Origin of the sequence: [Mycoplasma] gypis (genome assembly GCF_016924775.1) — a bacterium.
In the GTDB taxonomy this organism is placed as follows: Bacteria; Bacillota_I; Bacilli_A; order Mycoplasmatales; family Metamycoplasmataceae; genus Metamycoplasma; species Metamycoplasma gypis.
The window spans coordinates 180,001-198,889 of sequence record NZ_JAFFTD010000001.1 but is presented as its reverse complement, the minus strand read 5'-3'; the positions used below and the strand labels follow the sequence as shown (position 1 = coordinate 198,889).

The window sequence follows — 18,889 nt, the reverse complement described above, 5'->3', positions numbered from 1 at the left end:
TTATCCTAATTTTTCTAAAATCCGTAGTGTTGCTGAGCGAGAACGATAGTTTTGCTCAGCTTCAGCTTCGGTTACAACTACCTTTTTAAATCGATATTTTTCATCAATTTGTACTGGTAGTTTATATGTATCTGAATTTATTTTTAAAGAAGTGAAAAATTTTTTTATAATTCGATCTTCAAGTGAATGAAAACTAATTATTGCCAACCTTCCATTTTGACTAAGTATTTTGGTAGCTTGGGGAAGCATTTGTTTGATTGATTCAAATTCGTTGTTTACTTCGATTCGAATTGCTTGAAAAATTGCTCGATAAGGATTTTTTTGTCTTAATATTGCTGCAGGATATGCATTTTTTATTACTTCACATAATTCTAAAGTTGTGTTTATTAAGCGGTTATTACAAATTGCTTTCGCAACTTTGTTAGCAAGCTTTACATCAGCGTTTTTTTGTAAGATTCTTAATAATTGCGCTTCAGATGTTTTGTTAACAATATCAAATGCGCTAATTTCTTGGCTTTTATCCATTCGCATATCAAGTTTAGCATCTTTCGAATAACTAAATCCTCGTTCTGCATCATCGATTTGTGGACTAGAAATCCCCAAATCAGCTAAAATCCCATCTACTCTGGTAACCCCTCTTTTTTCGAGTTCACTTGCCATTTGGCCAAAATCGCTCTTAATCAGGGTAAAATTTGGTGAAATTTTTTGAAGAATTTCATAGCTTTCGTCAATAGCTTGTTGATCTTTATCAAAACAGTATAAATGACCTTTGGTTAGCTTTTTTAAAATTTCTTTGCTGTGACCAGCACGCCCAAGTGTTAAGTCAACATAAATACCGTCAGGTTTTATGTTTAACGCTTCAATACTTTCTTTCAAAAGTACAGGAATATGTTTTATAGCTTAATTCCACTTTCAAAAAGGCTTTGGGCTAGTTGATCAAAATTTTCTTCTTCATTAATCATTGCTTCGGTTTGTTCATATACTTCTTTTGCGAATATTTCGGAAATATTTCCCAAACCAATGAAGACAACATCTTTTTTGATAGCAGCTTTGTCAATGAAACGTTGTGGCAAAGTGATACGCCCTGACTTATCGACACTAACTTCTTCGGTATTAGCGAATATGTAGCGCGAAAATTGTCTAACGTTTTTATCAAGTAAATTATTTTCACTAATTTTTTTAGTTAGCAAATCAAATTGTTCTTGATTACGGACAGTTATTGAACTATCAAGTCCATAAGTAATGAAAAAAGTGTTTCCTAATTCATTACGAAACTTAGACGGTATAACTAGACGATTTTTTTCATCTATTGTCCGGTCATATTTACCATACATTTCCACTTCCTCCCACTATCACTCAAATTATAATACAAATGTCCTAAAAAAACAAACTTTATTTTTCGCGTTTTTATTCTTTTTTTTAATAATTTTTTTAAAAAATAAGAAAAATAATAAAAAAATTGCTAACTTTTGTTAGCAATTTAATGATTTTTTAAAAATTATTTGTCTTGGTTTGCTTTAACGCTTGCAGCTTTTGCACCTTTGTAATATCCACATTCTGAACATGCACGGTGTGGTAATACTGGGTTTAAGCAATTTTGACAAACATTGATTGTGTTTGGTTTTAAAGCGTGGTGAGCACGACGTAAATGTTTTCTTTGTTTTGAAGTTTTTCTTTTTGGAACTATAGCCATTTTATCTCCTATTAATTGTAAATTAGTTTAATGTTGATGAGGGTTTTAAAAATTAAACTAATGAAATAACTGCCATCTCAGCACCATCACCACGACGAGGTCCTAGTTTAATGATACGAGTGTAACCACCATTACGGTCTGAGTAACGTGGTCCGATAACTTCAAATAAATATTGCACTGCGTCACGTCCATCTTTCATCTTAACATCACGTAAGTATGAAGCAGCAGCACGACGGCTTGCTAATGTATTTTTCTTAGCTAAAGTAATAGTTTTTTCAACTTTACGGCGTAATTGTTTTGCTCTAGCTAAAGTTGTTTCAACTTTTCCATTAACAAGACAATCTGTAACCAATGAACGTTGTCAACCTTTAGTTCATTTAGAGTTACGTCTAAATAATTGAACTGGATTTGCCATTATTCATCTCCTTTTTCATATATTTCTTTTCAAGAACCGATTTTTTTCAAGATGTCTTCAACTGATTTTTTACCAAGATTTTTGATATTACTTAATTCTTCTTCTGTTAGTTTTAGTAAATCTTCTACTGTTTTGTATCCGGCACGGTGTAAAGCATTTAGTGAACGAATTGTTAAATCTAATTTTTCGATTGGTACTAATGTTTTTTCATCAACAACTTTTTCGATTTTTTCTTCTTTGAAAATATTAATTTCTTGAAGTTTATCGATATTTCCAATAATTTGTAGATGACCAATTAAAATTTGACTCGCTTCATATAAAGCTTGTTTTGCTTCTTTTGTTCCGTCTGTTTCAATTCTTAAAAATAGTTTTTCTTGAACTAATAAACTTTCTGAGTTTAATTCTTCAGTTTTGATTTGAACTTTTTTAACGGGACTAAAATCACTATCAACTGCTAAAAATTGTCCGTCTTTAATTTTTGATTCTAAACGAGGTCCATAATTTTGGATAACGGTTTTGTTTTCTTCAAAATCAACAAATCCTCTTCCGCCACGTAAGTACATTTCGAATTCAAAATCAAATCCATTTGATAAGTGTGCAATTTCTTGGTCAGGGTTAACAATTTTTAAACCACTAGGATATGTAATATCTCCAGCATAAATTGCCCCTTGTTTTTTGGTTGAAAAACTTATTTTAACAATACTGTCATCTTTAAAAAGTTCTTCATTGTATGTGAATCTAATGTTTGTAAGATTTTGTAAAATTGTTACAACGTCTTCTTCAACACCTTCAATAACTTGAAACTCGTGTTCTACTTTATTAATTTTTACTGCGAATGGAGCGCATGAAGTAATTGATGATAATAAAGTACGGCGTAATGCTGTTCCTAATGTTATTGCAAAACCTCTTGATAATGGTTCTGCAGTAAATGTAGTAACAAAGTCATTAATTCTTTCACTTGTTAGTTCACAGTAATTAATTTTTGCCATTTTTTCCATAAATTACTTATGCTCTACTTTCTTTTTAATATTTTTTTAGGTGGACGTGTTCCGTTGTGTGGAACTGGTGTTACATCTTTAACTTCTTTGATGATTAATCCTGAAGTTTCGATTGCTTTACGAGCTGTTGCTTTTCCTGAACCAACTCCTTTAACTAAAATTTTTACTTCTTTTAGTCCGAATTCTTTAGCTTTATCTAAAGCTGCTTGTGCTGCTAATCCTGCTGCATAAGGAGTTTTTTTCTTTGTACCTTTGTAACCGATTGCTCCTGATGATGATCATGCAAAAACATCACCTTTATCGTCACTAAATGAAACGATAGTATTTTGGTAAGTTGAATGGATGTGAGCAATACCGCTTGTAACAACTTTTTTTTGTTTTTTAGCCATTATTATTTACCTTTTTTACCTGCTACGGTTTTGCGAGGTCCCTTTCTTGTACGAGCATTTTTTTGTGTACATTGTCCACGAACAGGTAGACCTTTACGGTGTCTTAAACCACGGTATGATTTAATTTCCATTAAACGTTTGATGTTTAAGGAAGTTTCACGACGTAAATCCCCTTCTGTCATGTAATCTTTTGCAATGTCACGAATTTTTGTTAGTTGGTCTTCTGAAAGATCTTTAACTCTGATATTTTCATCAATATCAGCTTTAACTAAGATTTCTTTAGCCAAACTTTTTCCAATACCATAAATGTATGTTAAAGAAATAACTACACGTTTATTGTTTGGAATTTCAACGTTTAAAACTCTAGCCATAATTTATTATCCTTGTCTTTGTTTATGTTTTGGGTTAATACAAATGATACGGTTAGTACCATTACGTTTAATAACTTTGCAATCTTTGCAAATTCGTTTAATTGAAGCACGAACTTTCATTGTAAATCCTTTCGTTATTTATGACGATAAACAATGCGTCCCTTAGTTAGATCGTAAGGACTCATTTCTACATCAACACCATCTCCTGGAATAATTCTAATGTTATACATTGACATTTTTCCAGAAATTGTTGCTTGAATTTCGACTCCGTTTTCAAGCATAACAATGAAATTTTTCGATGAGTGGACTTTTGTGACTTTACCGGTCATTTTGATTGCATCTTTTGCCATTTAAATTTCTTCTCCTGTTAAAATGATTGCTTGATCATTTTCAATAAGAATTGTTTGTTCATAGTGAGATGTCTTTTTGTGGTTTCGACTAACAACTGTTCAGTCATCATCTAATACCTTAATATTTGCTGAACCTTGCATTATCATTGGTTCAATACAAATAACCATCCCATTACGAATTATTGGTCCGGTATTTCTTAAGCCAGTGTTTGGCACATACGGATCTTCGTGAAGTGAAGTTCCTATTCCGTGTCCACAGTATTCTTCGGGTGTATATAGATTATTCTTTTTAATAACTTGCCCGATAGCGTAAGAAACATCTCCAATTCTATTACCGACTTTAACTTGGTTAAATCCGGCATAAAAAGCATCTTTTGCGACTTTAATCAATTTTAAATCTTCAGCAGAAGGATTTTGCCCAACATATTTAGTAAAAGCTGAATCTGAATACATTCCATTGTAAATGGCACCCATATCAACTTTAATTAAATCTCCTTCTTTTACGATTCTGTCGCTTGGAATTCCGTGAATTAGTTCTTCATTAACACTAATACAACAGGTGTGTTTAAAACCATATTGCCCTAAAAAGGCTGGTTTTGCTTCCCTTTTTACTATTTCTTTAAAAGCGATGCTATCGATTTCTTTTAAAGAAACGCCTGGTCTTATAAAGTCATAAACTATTTTTTTTACTTCTGCCAGGATAGCGCATGATTTTTTAATATCAGCGATTTGTTGTTTATTTTTGATTGAAATCATTATTTTGCGTTTCTTAAAGCGTCGATAACTTCGTTATAAACACTTTGAATTTCTTGATTGGCATTAACTACCAATAAGTTACCTTTATTTTTATAAAAATCAATTAAAGGTTTGGTTTGTTGTTCATAAACAGCTAATCTTTTTAAAATCACATCGCTTTGGTCGTCTTTTCTTTGAATCAAGACTTCACCATCATTATCACAATGGATATTATCTTTTGAGGGTAAATGTTGCAAGTGATAAGTTTGCGAACATTTTGGGCAAACTCTTCTTTGACTTAGACGACGAATAATTATTTCATTATCGATTTCTAGTAAAACTACATAATCGATTTTTGTAAAGTCTAAATTTTCTAAAAATTTAACTTGTTCGATGGTACGAGGGTAACCATCCAAAATAAAGTGTTGGTTTTGTTCTTTTAAAAATCTTAATTTTTTTTCAACTAAAGCGTTGGTAATATCATCACTAACATATAGTCCCTTTGAAGTGATATCTGCAACTTGTAATCCTAATGGAGTTTTAGCTGCAATCTCTTCACGAAACATTGCTCCGGTTGAAAATTGGAAAAAATGATTTTTGGTAGCAAGTTCATTAGCTACTGTTCCCTTACCAGCTCCCGGTGCCCCTAAAAAAATAAGATTGTATTTTTCATATTTTTCTATCATAATAAGTCACCTTCTTCACCATTTTGTTGTGAATATAAAATCTTTTTACGTTTTCTTGCAAGTTCTTGAGTTTTATAACGAGCTTGTAATTGTTGAATAGTTTCAATTGTTACCGATACTAAAATCATTAAACTTGTTCCCCCGAAAGCAATTGCTGGTGGCATGTGCAACATTTCTTCAATGTAACGCATTGAACCAATTAAGATTAAATAAATACTTGAAAAATAACTTAAATTTAAAATTCTTGCAATTAAATAATCTTCAGTTTGTTCACCAGGTCTTACCCCCGGAATAAATGTTGAATTTTTTGCAAAATCTTCACTAATCTTGTCGATTTTTGATTGTTGTAATCCAAGCAATAATGTAAACGCAAAGGTGATTACAACAAATAAGAAAAATCCAATTGGTTGAGTCATTTGAAAGTTTGTATAAATTCAGTTATAGTAACTGCTTGTTGCCGGATTGAATAAACCAGCAATCATTGTTGGCAAGCTAAGAAACATCAGTGAAAAAATTACTGACATAATTCCAGCTGGGTTAGCTTTAAGTGGCAAATAAGAAAGTTCTTTTTCATTTTTCGAAAGACCTGCTCCCACTTGTTGAATCGGAATATGTCTTTCCGCTAAATAAAATACTCCAACAACCATAATTACAGCTAAGTAACCAATTAAATAAACACTAAAATTTAGTAGTTCTTTAAACACTATTGATGAATGTTTAATCGAAGGTACTAAAAACTCAAATGCATTTCGAAATGTTGGAATTAAATTTGATGCAATACCAGCAAAAATAATTAAGCTAGTTCCGTTTCCAACTCCTTTGTTAGTAATTTGTTCACCCAAAAATAAAGCAAATAAACTACCAGCTATTAGCATCAATGGTAATAAAAAGAATGCATAAGCGTTGGTATCAAGTTGTTCAATAATTTTAATTCCAAACCCAGTTTGTGGATTTTTTAAAGCTCTTGTTAATACAATTGCTTGAATAATAGCAAAACCCAGCGTTAGGAACCGAGTTATGATGTTAATCTTAATTCTTCCCGCTGGTCCTGCTTGACTTAAACGATAAATGGGTGGAAATAGTTTCGTTTGCAGAATCATCATAATTAAGCTAGCGGTTATAAATGGACTAATACCTAAAGCAACAATACTAAAGTTTCTTAATCCACCTCCACCAACTAAATTAAGAATTCCTAAGAAGTCTCCCCCATTTAATTGATCTTGGTTAACAAGATTAACTCCTGGAATAGTAATAGTTCCAGCAGCAACAAAGATAGTTAAAAGTAAAACAGTGTACAGAATTTTTTTAACTAAATCATGGTTTTTTCAAAATTCTGAGTAATTGTTTTTGAATTTAACTCACTTAGAATCAAAAACAAGTCGTGATTTTGCTTGTTTTTGAGTTTGATTTCTTTGTTTAAATAACCTCATTATTTAACCTCGATTTTTCCCCCTGCTGCAATAATTGCTTCTTGTGCACTTGCACTTAGAGCATCAACATCACTAATAACTAGTGCTTTTGTTAATGTTCCACGACCTAGAATTTTAACAGGTTGGTCGTATTTTTTAATTAATCCTTTTGTAAATAAAGTTTCAAAACTTACAGTTTCATCTTTTTTGAAGTATGAATCTAATTGATCTAGGTTTACTACTTGGAATTCAACATGATTTACATTTTTGAATCCTCTTTTTGGTAGTCTTCTGAATAATGGGTTTTGTCCCCCTTCGAATCCTAGTCTTACAGTGTTACGTTTTGTTTGACCACTTTGTCCACGTCCAGCTTGTTTACCTTTACCAGCTGCATGTCCACGTCCCACACGGTGTTTGTCTTTACGACTTCCAGGAGTATATGATAAGTTTGCTAATGTTTGTTTCATTATTTCTCCTTAATATTATTGTAAATCTTCTACTTTAATATCTCTTAGATCAGCAATTTGTTGTGCTGTTCTTAATTGTTTTAAAGCTTTAACTACTGCGTGAGCAACGTTTTGTTTTGTTCTTGAACCTAGTGATTTTGTTGACACATCGGTGTATCCTGCTAATTCCATAACACTACGTACTGTATTTGAAGCTTTGAATCCAACTCCTTTAGGAGCAGGACGAAGTTGAACTTTTGAAGCTAAGAATTTTGTTTCTACTTCATGTGGAACGGTTCCGTTAACGATAGGAACTTCAAAGATGTTTTTGTGAGCATCTTTAACTGCTTTTTTAATTGCATCTTGAACTTCGTTAGCTTTCCCGTGTCCAAATCCAACTTTACCTTTACGATTTCCAACTACGACATGGGCTGAGAAGCTAAATCTTCTTCCCCCTTTAACAACGACAGTAACTCTGGCGATGTCAATAACTTTTTCTTCGAATTCTTGAGCTTGGAATTCACGACGAGATGAACGATTTGGACGACGTTTTTCGTCTTTTTGATTGTTTCTTGGTGCTCTTTGACGTTTTTCTTCTGGATTGCTTGATTTGTTTACAACTTTTGTTGCTGATTCTTGTACTTGAAGTTCTTCTTTATTTTGTAAATTTTCGTTATTAGACATTAGAATTTAATCCCTTCTTCTCTTAATGAATCAGCGAAAGCTGCTACTTTACCATGATATAAATATCCAGAACGATCGTAAACAACTTTAGAAACGTTTTTTTCTTTTAATTTTGCAGCAAAGATTTTTGCTACTTCTTTAACTGCTTCAACGTTGTTAGCGTGTTGTGCTAAATCTTTTGTTGAGGCTGCTGCGATTGTTGTGTGAGTTTCATCATTAATTAATTGTGCATAAAAATTGTGAAGTGATTTGTAAATTGATACACGAGGAACGCTTGCGCTTCCACTTAAATGTTGTCTAATTTTTAAGTGTTTAACTTGACGTTTTTGATTTCTTGATTTTTGCATCTTTAAATCCTTTCTAACTTCTATTTAGAAGCTGTTTTTCCTTCTTTACGACGGATAACTTCATCTTTATACATAATTCCTTTTCCTGAGTATACACTTGGACGACGAATGTCTCTTACAACAGCAGCGAATTGTCCAACAGCTTGTTTATCAATTCCTTTGATAACAATATTTGTTGGTTTTGGTAATGATACTTCTAAATTTGAAGGAATATCAACATAAACTGGGTGTGAATAACCGGCAATAACTTCTAATTGATTTCCTTTTTGAGTTGCTTTATACCCAACCCCTTTAATTTCGATTTCTTTAACGAAACCTTCACTTACTCCTTTAATCATTGAAGCGATTAATGAGTTAGTTGTTCCGTGTAATTGTTTTGTGCTTTTTTCTTCGTTTAAACGATCTGTAGTAATTTGGTTATTTTCGTTTTTAATAACAATTAAATTTGAGAATGCGTAACTTAGTGTTCCTTTAGGACCTTTAACTTCAACATTTGAACCATCAATTTTTACTTCAACTCCAGCAGGAATATTTAAAACTCTTTTTCCAACACGAGACATTTTAAATCCTATCAAATGAAGGCGATAACTTCACCACCAACATTTGCCTTTCTTGCTTCTTTATCTGTCATTAACCCTTGTGAGGTTGAAATGATAGCTGTTCCGTATCCGCTTAAAACTTTTGGTAAGTTTTTTGATGATGCATAAACTTTTAGTCCTGGTTTTGAAACTTTTTTAAGTCCGTTAATAACACTTTGTGAACCAGTAAATCCTTTGTATTTTAAAGTAACATTGATTGCTTTGTGATTATCTAATGTTGCTTCTTTAAAATCACTAATGTATCCTTCTCTTTTGAAAATTTCTAAAATTTTCACTTTTTTGTTTGAGTAAGGAATTAACACTTCACGGTGTTTACGTGCATTAGCGTTTTTAATTCTTACAAACATATCTGCAATTGGATCAATAATAATTGCCATAATTATCAGCTCGCTTTCTTAATTCCTGGTAATTTACCTTCGTGTGCTAAATTACGGAAACAAATTCTACAAATTTTGTATTTTCTTAAAACTGCATGAGGACGTCCACATAATTCACAACGTGTATAGAAACGTGTTGAGAATTTAGGGGTCTTTTTAGCTTTAACTTTTAATGATTTTTTTGCCATTTAACTACCTCTTATTCAGCCTTACCGAAAGGCATTCCTAAACTTTTTAATAAAGCACGTGCTTCTTCGTCAGTTTTAGCTGAAGTAATAATAATAACGTCTAGCCCTTTTAATTGACGAATTTTATCGAAACTAATTTCTGGGAAAATAAATTCTTCTTTAATACCGATTGCGTAATTTCCACGTCCATCGAAACTTTTTGGATTAACTCCACGGAAATCACGTACACGTGGTAAAGCAACTTCAATTAATTTTGTTAAAAATGATCACATTTTTTCACGTCTTAAAGTTACTTTTCCACCCATTGGCATACCTTCACGAAGTTTTCATGAAGCCAATGATTTTTTAGCGGTTGTTTGATATGGTTTTTGACCAGCAATTAAAGCTAGTTCATTCATAACGTCTTCGATAGCTTTTGAATCTGAAACTTTGTTACCTGCTGTCATGTTTAAAACGATTTTTTCAATTCTTGGAATTTCCATTGCTGATTTGTAGTTAAATTGTTTTTTAAGTTCAGCTTTTGTTACGTTATTGTATTGTTCTTGTAATTTATTCATTGCTTCTCCTTAAATTAAAGTGTTTTTTGAGTTTTAACTACAACTCTTTGTTTTGAACCGTTTTTATCAGCTTGGAATCTTACTCTTGAATAAGTTGCAGGTGTTGTTGCTGTTCCTTTTTTAACTAAAATAGCAACGTTTGAAATATGGATTGGGAATTCTTTGATTTCAATTCCACCATCTTGGTTGGTTTGACTAGGTTTATTATGTTTGGTTTTTTTGTTAACGTCTTTTAGTAAAACAGTTTGTTTAACAGGGTCGATACTTAATACTGAAGAAACTTTACCTTTTTGTTTTCCAGCAATAACAACAACTGTATCATTTTTTCTAATTTTTTGACTTGCCATTATAATACCTCTGGTGCTAAAGAAACGATTTTAGCATACCCTTTTTCACGTAATTCACGAGCTACTGGACCAAACACACGAGTTCCACGTGGGTTTTTGTCTTCTTTAATAATAACAACAGCATTATCATCGAAACGAATGTATGAACCGTTTTCACGTTCTAATCCGTATCTTGATCTAACAACGACAGCTTTAACAATTTGTCCTTCTTTAACAATTCCACCAGGGATTGCTTTTTTAACTGAACACACAACAACGTCTCCGATGTTTGCAAATTTCTTAACACTTCCACCTAAGTTACGAATAATTCCGACTTCTTTTGCACCTGAGTTATCAGCTACAACTGCTCTTGATAATTCTTGTAACATACTAGTTTTCTCCTACTAAAGCTTTTTCTTTAATAGATACTAAACGGAAATGTTTAGTTTTTGATAATGGACGTGTTTCTTGAATGATAACAATATCATTTAAATTTGCTTGGTTTAATTCATCGTGAACTGCAAAACGTTTTGATTTTTTGTAACGTTTTTGATAAATTGGGTGTTTTACGTATGTTTCAACTAAAACAATAACAGTTTTATCGTTTTTGTTAGAAACAACTTTACCAGTTAAAACTTTACGGTTGTTTGTTCTTTCCATTATTTAACTTCCTTTGATTTTTTTTCGTTTAATGCTGTTAATGCTCTTGCGATATCTTTTTTAACTTCTTGAATTTTGTGACTTTGATCTAATTGACCTGTTCTTGATTTGAAACGTAAAGTGAATAAATTAGCTTTGTAATCAGCAACTAATTTTTCTAATTCTTCAATACTTTTTGCTGAAAATTCAGTGTATTTCATTAATTTTCTCCTTCTTGACGTTCAACGATTTTTACTTTAACAGGTAACTTGTGTCCACCTAGACGTAGTGCCTCAAGAGCAATTTCTCTTTTAACACCTTTAACTTCAAACATCATTGTATCTTCTTTAACAACTGCTAGTCATTGATCAGGTGAACCTTTTCCTGATCCCATACGAACCCCAATAGGTTTAGATGTTTTTGACATATGTGGGAAAATTCTAATTCAAACTTGTCCTTCACGACCCATCTTACGAGTAATAGCAATACGGGCAGCTTCGATTTGTCTTGCACTAATTCAAGCACTTGTTTTAGCTTGTAGTCCAAATTCTCCGAAAGCTACTGTGTTTCCACGGTGTGCTTTGATTTTGTCGTGACGAATTCTAAACATTTTACGGTGTTTAGTTCTTTTTGGTTGTAACATTGTTTGCTCCTTTGTCTAAAATTTCTCCCAATGATACTCAAACTTTAATTCCTAATGCTCCATATGTTGTTCTTGCTGTTGCTGTTGCGTAATCAACATCTTGACGAAGAGTATGTAATTTCATTTCTCCTTCGTTGTATCCTTCTTTACGCGCCATATCAACACCATTTAAACGTCCTGAAACAGCAGTTTTGATTCCTTTTGCTCCAGCTTTCATTGCTGCTCTAATAGCTTGTTTTTGAGCTAGTCTGAAGCTACCACGATTTTCTAATTTAACTGCAATTTGTTCCGCTAATAATCTTGCATTTAAATCTGGTTTTTTAAGTTCTAAAACTTCAATATTTACATTTAAGTTTTTATTACGTAATGCTTTCTTTAAATCAGTTGTTAATTGTTTAATGTTGTCACCATTTGTACCTAATACAACTCCTGGTTTTGCAGTGTGAAGTAATACTGAAACATGTCCTTTTTGATCACGTTTAATTTGAACGTGTCCAATTTGATATTGACGAACTAATTTATCGAAAAATTTATAAATTTGTTGATCTTGAAGTAAGTTTAAAGCATATTTATCTTTATCAGCAAATCAGTTAGAATTATGTTCTTTTGAAATCCCGTATCTAAAACCATTTGGATTAACTTTTTGTCCCATAATTTTCTCCCTTACATTTCTGAAACTTCAATTAAGAAGTGACTTGTTCTTTTTAGAATTGGATATGCTCTACCTTGTGAATGAGGTTGGTAACGTTTTAATGTTGGACCTTCATTTACAACAATTTTTGAAACATATAATTTGTTTCCATCAAGACCGTGATTATTTGTTGCATTTGCAATTGCACTTTTTAGTAATTTTAAGATAATGTATGTCGCTTTTTTATTAGTTGTTTTAAGAATTGAAATTGCTTCTTGAGTTGATTTATAACGAATTAAGTCAGCTACTAAACGAGCTTTACGTGCTGAGATTCTTTGTGTTTTAACACTTGCTTGAGCTGTTTTATGCATTATTTTTTCTTCCCTTTATCTGCACCGTGTCCAGTGTATGTTCTGGTTGGTGAAAATTCTCCTAATTTGTGCCCTACCATGTCAGCTGTAACAAAAACATCGTTAAAAACTTTTCCGTTGTGAACTTGGAATGTTAGTCCAACAAATTCTGGGAATATTGTTGAACGACGACTTCAAGTTTTAATTGGACGTTTTGGAGCATTGTTTTCTAAAATAGCAACAACTTTTTTCATTAAATGATCATCAACAAATGGACCTTTTTTAAGTGATCTTGCCATTATTTACTTACCTTTCTTCTTCTTATAATCAACTTGTTTGAAGATTTCTTAGTTGAACGAGTTTTAACCCCAAGAGCTTTTTTACCTCATGGTGTAAGTGGAGCTTTACGTCCAATAGGTTGACGTCCTTCCCCTCCCCCATGTGGGTGATCATTAGGGTTCATAGCTGATCCACGCACTGTTGGTCTAATTCCTAAGTGACGGTTTCTTCCAGCTTTCCCGATATTAACTAATAAATGTTCTTCATTTCCTACAACACCAATTGTTGCACGACATTCTGCAAGAACTTTTCTAACTTCTCCAGATTTTAGTCTTAAAATTACGTATTTTCCGTCTTCGTCTTTACCTAAGATTTGTGCACTTGTTCCAGCACTTCTTGCAATTATTCCACCTTGTTTTGGTTGTAATTCAATGTTGTGAATAAAAGTACCTTCTGGAATGTTTTTTAAAGCTAGAGTGTTTCCAACTTTAATATCAACATTATCACCTGAAACAATTTTGCTTCCTACTGATAATCCTTTTGGATGAAGAATGTAACGTTTTTCTCCATCACGGTAAACAACTAATGATATGTTTGCACTACGGTTTGGATCGTATTCAATTGTTTTAACAACTGCTTCGATACCATCTTTATTACGTTTAAAATCGATAATACGATATTTACGTTTAACTCCTCCACCATGGTGACGAGTAGTAATAACTCCCCGATTATTTCTACCAGCATGTTTTTTTAATGTAACTAGTAGAGATTTTTCTGGTGCATGACCTGTTAGATTTTTTTTGTAATCTAATGTTGTCATGTGTCTACGACCATTGGAGGTTGGCTTATAGTGTTTAATAGCCATTTTTTCTCCTTACTTAAAAATATTTAATTCTTTTAAGTGTTTGTTATATCTTTATATAAATAATTTACTTTATATTGAAGCAAAGTAAATTGTAAACACATTATATTATTCTGTTTTGTTTGCTTTAGATGCTAATTTTTTAGCAACTTTTTCTTCAACTGATTTTGAATCTTTTTCACTTAAATTTGCTTCTGATTCAGTATTTGAAGTTTCTTCTTTTTTGCTTTCTTGTTCTTCTGGGAAGAAGTTAATTGAATAACCATCTTTTAGAAGTACTAAAGCTTTTTTATATTTGTTGGTTTTTCCTACGAAACGTCCAACTCTTCTTGTTTTAGCTTCAACTGTTAGAATGTTAACTCTTTCAACTTTAACATCAAAAATAAATTCAACAGCTTTTTTAACTTCAACTTTGTTTGTTCTTTTATCAACGGCAAATGTATAAACATTATTTGACATGTCTAGGTATGATTTTTCGGTTAAAACTGGAAATTTAATTACATCATTAACATTCATTATTTAACCAACCCTTCTAATCTTTGAACATCATCATTACTAATTACTAAAACATCTGTTGCTAATAATTTTTCTACTGATAATGATGTTACTTTAACTGTTTCTACATTTTGTAAGTTTCTTGCTGATAAGAATACATTTAAATCGCTTGAAACGATTAATACTTTTGAATCGCTTAAATTAGCTTCATTTAATTGTCTTGCTAATTCTTTAGTTGATACTTCATTTAATTTAAATTCATGAAGGAAAACTTGTTGAGCTTTAGCTAATTGGCTTAATGCACTTTTAACTGCTAATGCTCTTACTTTTTTATTAACTTTTAGTGAGTAGTTTTTAGCTGTTGTAGGACCAAAAGCTCTTCCCCCACCCACGAAAATTGGTGAACGCATTGAACCTGCTCTAGCACGTCCTGTTCTTTTTTGTCTTCATGGTTTTTTACCAGTTCCTGATACTTCACCACGATTTTTTACTTTGTGTGTTGAGAATCTTTTTGATGCTCTGTCACTTAGTATTGTGTCAAAAATTGCTTGTGTATGAACTTCTTCTAATCCGAATAATCTTTCTGGTAAAGCTTTTGCAGAAAATGTTAAACTTTTTGATTCTGATTTAACAACATCAACATTTGGTTTTGAATCTTTAGTAACTGTTTTTTTAGTTTTTGTTTCAGCCATTAGATTTCCTCTCCTTCTGTTTTTGTTTCATTTGCTTTACTTTCAGCTTCTGAAATTATTTGTTTCATTTCTTCTACTGACATTTTTGAATCTAATTCAACACCGAATTTTTTAGCGTATTCAAATAGTTCGTTTTTAGCCATAGCAACTTTTAAGTCAACTAATTCAATTGCTGGTTTTTTAGCAATATGTTTTGCATTTTCTTTAATAACCACAAAACTTTGGTTTGCTCCAGGAATTGATCCTCTAATTAGAATGTAATTGTTTTCAACATCTGTTGCAACAACTTCTAAGTTTTGAACAGTTGTTTTAACATTTCCTAGATGTCCAGGCATTGTCATACCTTTAACAACTCTATTTCCAGAAATGTCCCCGATTGATCCTGTTTGACGAACAGGTTTTGATCCTCCACCACCACCGTGTGATTTAGGACCGATTTTTTGGTTATGACGTTTAATTGTTCCGGCAAAACCTTTTCCTTTTGAAGTACCTTGAACATCAACGATATCTCCAGCTTCGAAAATATTTGCTTCAACAACTTGTCCTAATTCATAACCTGACATGTTACGAATTTCTTTAACGAAGCGCTTAGGTGTTGTGTTTGCTTGAGCGAATCTGTTGATTTCAGGTTTTTTAATTCTTGATTGTTTTTTATCTCCAACAGCTAATTGAGTAGCCACATAGCCATCTTTATCTGCTGAAAGAACTTTAGTAACAACATTTGGTTTAACTTCAACGACAGTTACAGGTATTGTCATACCATCTGCTGTAAAAAGTTGAGTCATTCCAACTTTTTTTCCTAAGATTCCTTTCATAATTCTCCTTAAAAATTTTTCTTAAAAAATAAAAAAATTAAAGCTGTTTTTATTTAACAGTCTTAATGCTTAATTCTACACCAGCTGGCAATTCTAAATGTTTGAATTTATCAACTAGTTTGTCATTAACGTTTTCAACAATGATTAAACGTTTGTGAGTTCTTGATTCGAATTGTTCACGAGATTTTTTGTTAACGTGAACAGAACGTAAAATTGTAATAATTTCTTTTTTTGTTGGTAGTGGAATTGGCCCACTTACATTAGCTTTTTCTTCTTTTGCTAAGTTAACAACTTTAACAGAAGCTTGGTCAACTAATGTGTGATCAAAAGATTTTATTTTAATTTGTAATTTTTGCATTTGTTCTCCTTGTTCTTTTTTTGAACCGACTCCACATAAAAAACTGAAAACCGAGACGAACAACTAAGCTCGGTGTTTCACAACCTTATGTTTCAATGTCGTAGTTGCTTTTAAATTATAACAAAAAACGTTTTTTTTTCAATTTTTTAATCATTAAAATCTTAGAATAAAAAAACAAATAAAATTGCAGAAATAATGAATAAAGTAATGATAAAAATAATCAAAAATTTATAAAAAATTCTTCCTTTTTTATAGTGAATTATGTCAATGGCAAAGCATATTATAGATACCAACGATATCGAATTAATTCAATATAGTCAAAAAAATGTATTTTGTAAATAAAATATCTTTTTATCAGATTGGAATATTTTTGCAGCTACTAAAATGATTGAAAAGCAAAAACAAATTAAAAAATATTTTAAAAAAATAGTTAAATAACGTAATGCATTTTTTTTAAAATTTGTTTTTATTTCTTTTTTAACAATTTGTTTCATAATAATTATTTTATAGTTTTTGTTCAAAAGCTTAATAAAAAAATATAAAAAAAAGTAGCCTTTTGGCTACAATTAATTCTTTGAAAACTGAATATAAAAGACTGATCAACATATAGAATTAACTATTAAACCATTCAATTTATTAGTACTGGTCAGCTGAATGTATTACTACACTTACACCTCCAGCCTATCAACCTCGTAGTCTACAAGGAATTTCAAGGGAATATTCATCTTTGAGGAGACTTCCCGCTTAGATGCTTTCAGCGGTTATTCTTTCCGTACTTGGCTACCCAGCTATGCTTCTGGCGAAACAACTGGAGCACCATCGGTACGTCCACTCCGGTCCTCTCGTACTAAGAGCAGCTCTCATCAATATTCCAACGCCCACATCAGATAGGAACCGAACTGTCTCACGACGTTCTGAACCCAGCTCGCGTACCGCTTTAATTGGCGAACAGCCAAACCCTTGGAACCGACTCCAGCTCCAGGATGCGATGAGCCGACATCGAGGTGCCAAACCTTCCCGTCGATGTGATCTCTTGGGGAAGATAAGCCTGTTATCCCCGGGGTAGCTTTTATCCGTTGAGCGACGGCCATTCCACGATGTACCGCCGGATCACTAAGTCCTGCTTTCGCACCTGCTCGACTTGTAGGTCTCACAGTCAATCACACTTTTACCTTTATGCTCTACATACAGTTTCTGACTGTATTGAGTGTAACTTTGAACGCCTCCGTTACCCTTTGGGAGGCGACCGCCCCAGTCAAACTACCCACCACGCACTGTCCCCTCACCGGATCACGGTGACAGGTTAGAATTTCAAATTAACAAGGGTGGTATTTCAAGGATGACTCCATGCAAACTAGCGTCTGCACTTCAAAGTCTCCCACCTATCCTACACATGTTAAGCCAAAATTCAATACGAAGTTATAGTAAAGCTCCACGGGGTCTTTTCGTCTTGATGCGGGAACCCAGCGTTTTCACTGGGACCATAATTTCACCGAGTCCAATGTTGAGACAGTCAAGAGATGATTGCGCCTTTCGTGCAGGTCAGTATTTAGCCGACAAGGAATTTCGCTACCTTAGGACCGTTATAGTTACGGCCGCCGTTCACCCGGGCTTCAAATCAACGCTTCGCTAATGCTAACGTATCATCTTAACCTTCGGGCACTGGGCAGGCGTCACCCCATATACATCGTCTTGCGACTTAGCATAGAGCTGTGTTTTTGATAAACAGTTCCCCCTCGCATTTTACTGCGGCCTATATTTCTATAGGCATCCCTTCTTGCGAACTTACGGGATAATTTTGCAGAGTTCCTTAACATTGGTTTTCTCGCTCGCCTTAGAATACTCATCTTGGGGACGTGTGTCCGTTCTCGGTACGGGTCCCTTAAAACTTAAGTTAGAAGCTTTTTTAAGAAGTATGAAATCACATAATTCGCTACTTTGTTGCCATTTCGCTATGCATCACATCTCGAAGTTAAGTCGCTAGGGATTTGCCTCCAGCAACCTTCTTAATGCTTACCCCACAATCCGATAAGTGGTAATGCTATCCTCCTCCGTCACTCCATCACATTTTAAGGAAGTACAGGAATATTAACCTGTTGTCCATCGGCTACGCCTTTCGGCCTCGTCTTAGGTCCCGACTAACCCTGGGTGGACGAACCTTGCCCAGGAAACCTTCCCCAATAGGCGTCAGTGATTCTCACACTGAATCGTTACTCATACCGGCATTCTCACTTCTAAGCGCTCCACTAGTCTTCACAGTCTAGCTTCAATGCCCTTAGAACGCTCTCCTAACGCAAAATATTTGCCCGTAGCTTCGGTATTGTGTTTTAGTCCCGTTAAATTATTGGCACAGGGTCTCTCGACTAGTGAGCTATTACGCACTCTTTAAACGATGGCTGCTTCTAAGCCAACATCCTAGCTGTTTAAGAAACCCCACAACCTTTCTCACTTAACACAATTTTGGGACCTTAGCTGACGATCTGGGTTGTTTCCCTCGCGAGCATCGACGTTATCACCGATGTTCCGACTGCATGGTAATTCACATTGGTATTCGG

32 protein-coding genes and 1 rRNA gene (1 of these 33 cut by a window edge) are annotated in these 18,889 nt (G+C 33.2%); all 33 read right to left on the bottom strand.

Features of this window, described 5'->3' with window-relative positions; genetic code table 4:
- The gene (gene rsmH / locus JV175_RS01000; protein ID WP_205498683.1) at positions 1–897 is read right to left on the bottom strand and encodes a 16S rRNA (cytosine(1402)-N(4))-methyltransferase RsmH; all 897 of its coding nucleotides are present in this window, start codon (positions 895–897) and stop codon (positions 1–3) included.
- The gene (locus JV175_RS00995) at positions 894–1,334 is read right to left on the bottom strand and encodes a division/cell wall cluster transcriptional repressor MraZ (protein ID WP_205498436.1); all 441 of its coding nucleotides are present in this window, start codon (positions 1,332–1,334) and stop codon (positions 894–896) included. Before JV175_RS00995 ends, rsmH begins: the two co-directional genes overlap by 4 nt.
- 164 nt (positions 1,335–1,498) lie before the next feature.
- The gene (gene rpmF / locus JV175_RS00990; protein WP_205498434.1) at positions 1,499–1,693 is read right to left on the bottom strand and encodes a 50S ribosomal protein L32; all 195 of its coding nucleotides are present in this window, start codon (positions 1,691–1,693) and stop codon (positions 1,499–1,501) included.
- 52 nt (positions 1,694–1,745) lie between these two features.
- Positions 1,746–2,108 (bottom strand): 50S ribosomal protein L17, encoded by a 363-nt coding sequence (gene rplQ / locus JV175_RS00985; protein ID WP_205498432.1) that lies wholly within the window; start codon positions 2,106–2,108, stop codon positions 1,746–1,748.
- Complete coding sequence (locus JV175_RS00980) at positions 2,108–3,106, bottom strand: DNA-directed RNA polymerase subunit alpha (protein WP_205498430.1); 999 nt, start codon at positions 3,104–3,106, stop codon at positions 2,108–2,110. Before JV175_RS00980 ends, rplQ begins: the two co-directional genes overlap by 1 nt.
- Before the next feature lie 14 nt (positions 3,107–3,120).
- The gene (rpsK, locus tag JV175_RS00975) at positions 3,121–3,495 is read right to left on the bottom strand and encodes a 30S ribosomal protein S11 (protein WP_205498428.1); all 375 of its coding nucleotides are present in this window, start codon (positions 3,493–3,495) and stop codon (positions 3,121–3,123) included.
- Between the two features lie 2 nt (positions 3,496–3,497).
- Entirely contained in the window at positions 3,498–3,866 is a 369-nt protein-coding gene (rpsM, locus tag JV175_RS00970; protein WP_205498426.1) for a 30S ribosomal protein S13, read from the bottom strand.
- A 6-nt stretch (positions 3,867–3,872) separates the two neighbouring features.
- Positions 3,873–3,986: a 50S ribosomal protein L36 gene (gene rpmJ, locus JV175_RS00965; protein ID WP_169605176.1), complete on the bottom strand. Its 114-nt coding sequence runs from the start codon at positions 3,984–3,986 to the stop codon at positions 3,873–3,875.
- A 14-nt stretch (positions 3,987–4,000) separates the two neighbouring features.
- Entirely contained in the window at positions 4,001–4,216 is a 216-nt protein-coding gene (infA, locus tag JV175_RS00960; RefSeq protein ID WP_205498424.1) for a translation initiation factor IF-1, read from the bottom strand.
- The gene (gene map, locus JV175_RS00955; RefSeq protein ID WP_205498422.1) at positions 4,217–4,972 is read right to left on the bottom strand and encodes a type I methionyl aminopeptidase; all 756 of its coding nucleotides are present in this window, start codon (positions 4,970–4,972) and stop codon (positions 4,217–4,219) included. It abuts the gene before it with no gap.
- The gene (locus tag JV175_RS00950) at positions 4,972–5,637 is read right to left on the bottom strand and encodes an adenylate kinase family protein (protein WP_205498420.1); all 666 of its coding nucleotides are present in this window, start codon (positions 5,635–5,637) and stop codon (positions 4,972–4,974) included. The genes map and JV175_RS00950 overlap by 1 nt, the downstream gene beginning before the upstream one ends.
- Complete coding sequence (gene secY, locus JV175_RS00945) at positions 5,631–7,067, bottom strand: preprotein translocase subunit SecY (protein ID WP_308699413.1); 1,437 nt, start codon at positions 7,065–7,067, stop codon at positions 5,631–5,633. The genes JV175_RS00950 and secY overlap by 7 nt, the downstream gene beginning before the upstream one ends.
- Positions 7,067–7,513: a 50S ribosomal protein L15 gene (gene rplO, locus JV175_RS00940; RefSeq protein WP_205498418.1), complete on the bottom strand. Its 447-nt coding sequence runs from the start codon at positions 7,511–7,513 to the stop codon at positions 7,067–7,069. The genes secY and rplO overlap by 1 nt, the downstream gene beginning before the upstream one ends.
- 15 nt (positions 7,514–7,528) lie before the next feature.
- On the bottom strand, positions 7,529–8,176 hold the full coding sequence (gene rpsE / locus JV175_RS00935) for a 30S ribosomal protein S5 (RefSeq protein WP_205498415.1): 648 nt from the start codon (positions 8,174–8,176) through the stop codon (positions 7,529–7,531).
- Positions 8,176–8,523 carry a 50S ribosomal protein L18 gene (gene rplR, locus JV175_RS00930; protein WP_205498413.1) on the bottom strand — a complete coding sequence of 116 codons (348 nt, stop codon included), beginning with the start codon at positions 8,521–8,523 and terminating at the stop codon, positions 8,176–8,178. The genes rpsE and rplR overlap by 1 nt, the downstream gene beginning before the upstream one ends.
- 20 nt (positions 8,524–8,543) lie before the next feature.
- Positions 8,544–9,083, bottom strand: a complete 540-nt coding sequence (gene rplF, locus JV175_RS00925) for a 50S ribosomal protein L6 (protein WP_205498412.1) — start codon at positions 9,081–9,083, stop codon at positions 8,544–8,546.
- Between the two features lie 8 nt (positions 9,084–9,091).
- Complete coding sequence (rpsH, locus tag JV175_RS00920; RefSeq protein ID WP_205498410.1) at positions 9,092–9,499, bottom strand: 30S ribosomal protein S8; 408 nt, start codon at positions 9,497–9,499, stop codon at positions 9,092–9,094.
- A 2-nt stretch (positions 9,500–9,501) separates the two neighbouring features.
- Complete coding sequence (locus JV175_RS00915; protein ID WP_205498408.1) at positions 9,502–9,687, bottom strand: type Z 30S ribosomal protein S14; 186 nt, start codon at positions 9,685–9,687, stop codon at positions 9,502–9,504.
- Positions 9,688–9,698: 11 nt separating this feature from the next.
- A complete protein-coding gene (gene rplE / locus JV175_RS00910; protein WP_205498406.1) occupies positions 9,699–10,244 on the bottom strand; it encodes a 50S ribosomal protein L5 in 546 nt (181 codons plus the stop codon).
- Positions 10,245–10,258: 14 nt separating this feature from the next.
- The gene (gene rplX / locus JV175_RS00905; protein WP_205498404.1) at positions 10,259–10,591 is read right to left on the bottom strand and encodes a 50S ribosomal protein L24; all 333 of its coding nucleotides are present in this window, start codon (positions 10,589–10,591) and stop codon (positions 10,259–10,261) included.
- Entirely contained in the window at positions 10,591–10,959 is a 369-nt protein-coding gene (gene rplN, locus JV175_RS00900) for a 50S ribosomal protein L14 (protein ID WP_205498402.1), read from the bottom strand. The genes rplX and rplN overlap by 1 nt, the downstream gene beginning before the upstream one ends.
- Position 10,960: 1 nt before the next feature.
- Positions 10,961–11,230, bottom strand: a complete 270-nt coding sequence (rpsQ, locus tag JV175_RS00895) for a 30S ribosomal protein S17 (RefSeq protein ID WP_205498400.1) — start codon at positions 11,228–11,230, stop codon at positions 10,961–10,963.
- Complete coding sequence (gene rpmC, locus JV175_RS00890) at positions 11,230–11,430, bottom strand: 50S ribosomal protein L29 (RefSeq protein ID WP_205498398.1); 201 nt, start codon at positions 11,428–11,430, stop codon at positions 11,230–11,232. The genes rpsQ and rpmC overlap by 1 nt, the downstream gene beginning before the upstream one ends.
- The gene (gene rplP / locus JV175_RS00885) at positions 11,430–11,852 is read right to left on the bottom strand and encodes a 50S ribosomal protein L16 (protein ID WP_205498396.1); all 423 of its coding nucleotides are present in this window, start codon (positions 11,850–11,852) and stop codon (positions 11,430–11,432) included. The genes rpmC and rplP overlap by 1 nt, the downstream gene beginning before the upstream one ends.
- Positions 11,830–12,504: a 30S ribosomal protein S3 gene (gene rpsC / locus JV175_RS00880; protein ID WP_205498394.1), complete on the bottom strand. Its 675-nt coding sequence runs from the start codon at positions 12,502–12,504 to the stop codon at positions 11,830–11,832. The genes rplP and rpsC overlap by 23 nt, the downstream gene beginning before the upstream one ends.
- Positions 12,505–12,515: 11 nt before the next feature.
- Positions 12,516–12,854, bottom strand: a complete 339-nt coding sequence (gene rplV, locus JV175_RS00875) for a 50S ribosomal protein L22 (protein WP_205498392.1) — start codon at positions 12,852–12,854, stop codon at positions 12,516–12,518.
- The gene (gene rpsS / locus JV175_RS00870; RefSeq protein ID WP_205498390.1) at positions 12,854–13,132 is read right to left on the bottom strand and encodes a 30S ribosomal protein S19; all 279 of its coding nucleotides are present in this window, start codon (positions 13,130–13,132) and stop codon (positions 12,854–12,856) included. The genes rplV and rpsS overlap by 1 nt, the downstream gene beginning before the upstream one ends.
- Positions 13,132–13,977 (bottom strand): 50S ribosomal protein L2, encoded by an 846-nt coding sequence (gene rplB / locus JV175_RS00865; protein WP_205498388.1) that lies wholly within the window; start codon positions 13,975–13,977, stop codon positions 13,132–13,134. The genes rpsS and rplB overlap by 1 nt, the downstream gene beginning before the upstream one ends.
- 105 nt (positions 13,978–14,082) lie before the next feature.
- Positions 14,083–14,490, bottom strand: coding sequence for a 50S ribosomal protein L23 (gene rplW / locus JV175_RS00860; protein WP_240337559.1), 408 nt, complete (start codon positions 14,488–14,490; stop codon positions 14,083–14,085).
- Complete coding sequence (rplD, locus tag JV175_RS00855; RefSeq protein ID WP_205498386.1) at positions 14,490–15,161, bottom strand: 50S ribosomal protein L4; 672 nt, start codon at positions 15,159–15,161, stop codon at positions 14,490–14,492. Before rplD ends, rplW begins: the two co-directional genes overlap by 1 nt.
- A complete protein-coding gene (gene rplC, locus JV175_RS00850) occupies positions 15,161–15,976 on the bottom strand; it encodes a 50S ribosomal protein L3 (RefSeq protein WP_205498384.1) in 816 nt (271 codons plus the stop codon). The genes rplD and rplC overlap by 1 nt, the downstream gene beginning before the upstream one ends.
- Positions 15,977–16,025: 49 nt before the next feature.
- Complete coding sequence (gene rpsJ / locus JV175_RS00845; RefSeq protein ID WP_205498382.1) at positions 16,026–16,334, bottom strand: 30S ribosomal protein S10; 309 nt, start codon at positions 16,332–16,334, stop codon at positions 16,026–16,028.
- A 615-nt stretch (positions 16,335–16,949) separates the two neighbouring features.
- Positions 16,950–18,889 (bottom strand): 23S ribosomal RNA (locus JV175_RS00840) (it continues 955 nt past the right edge of the window).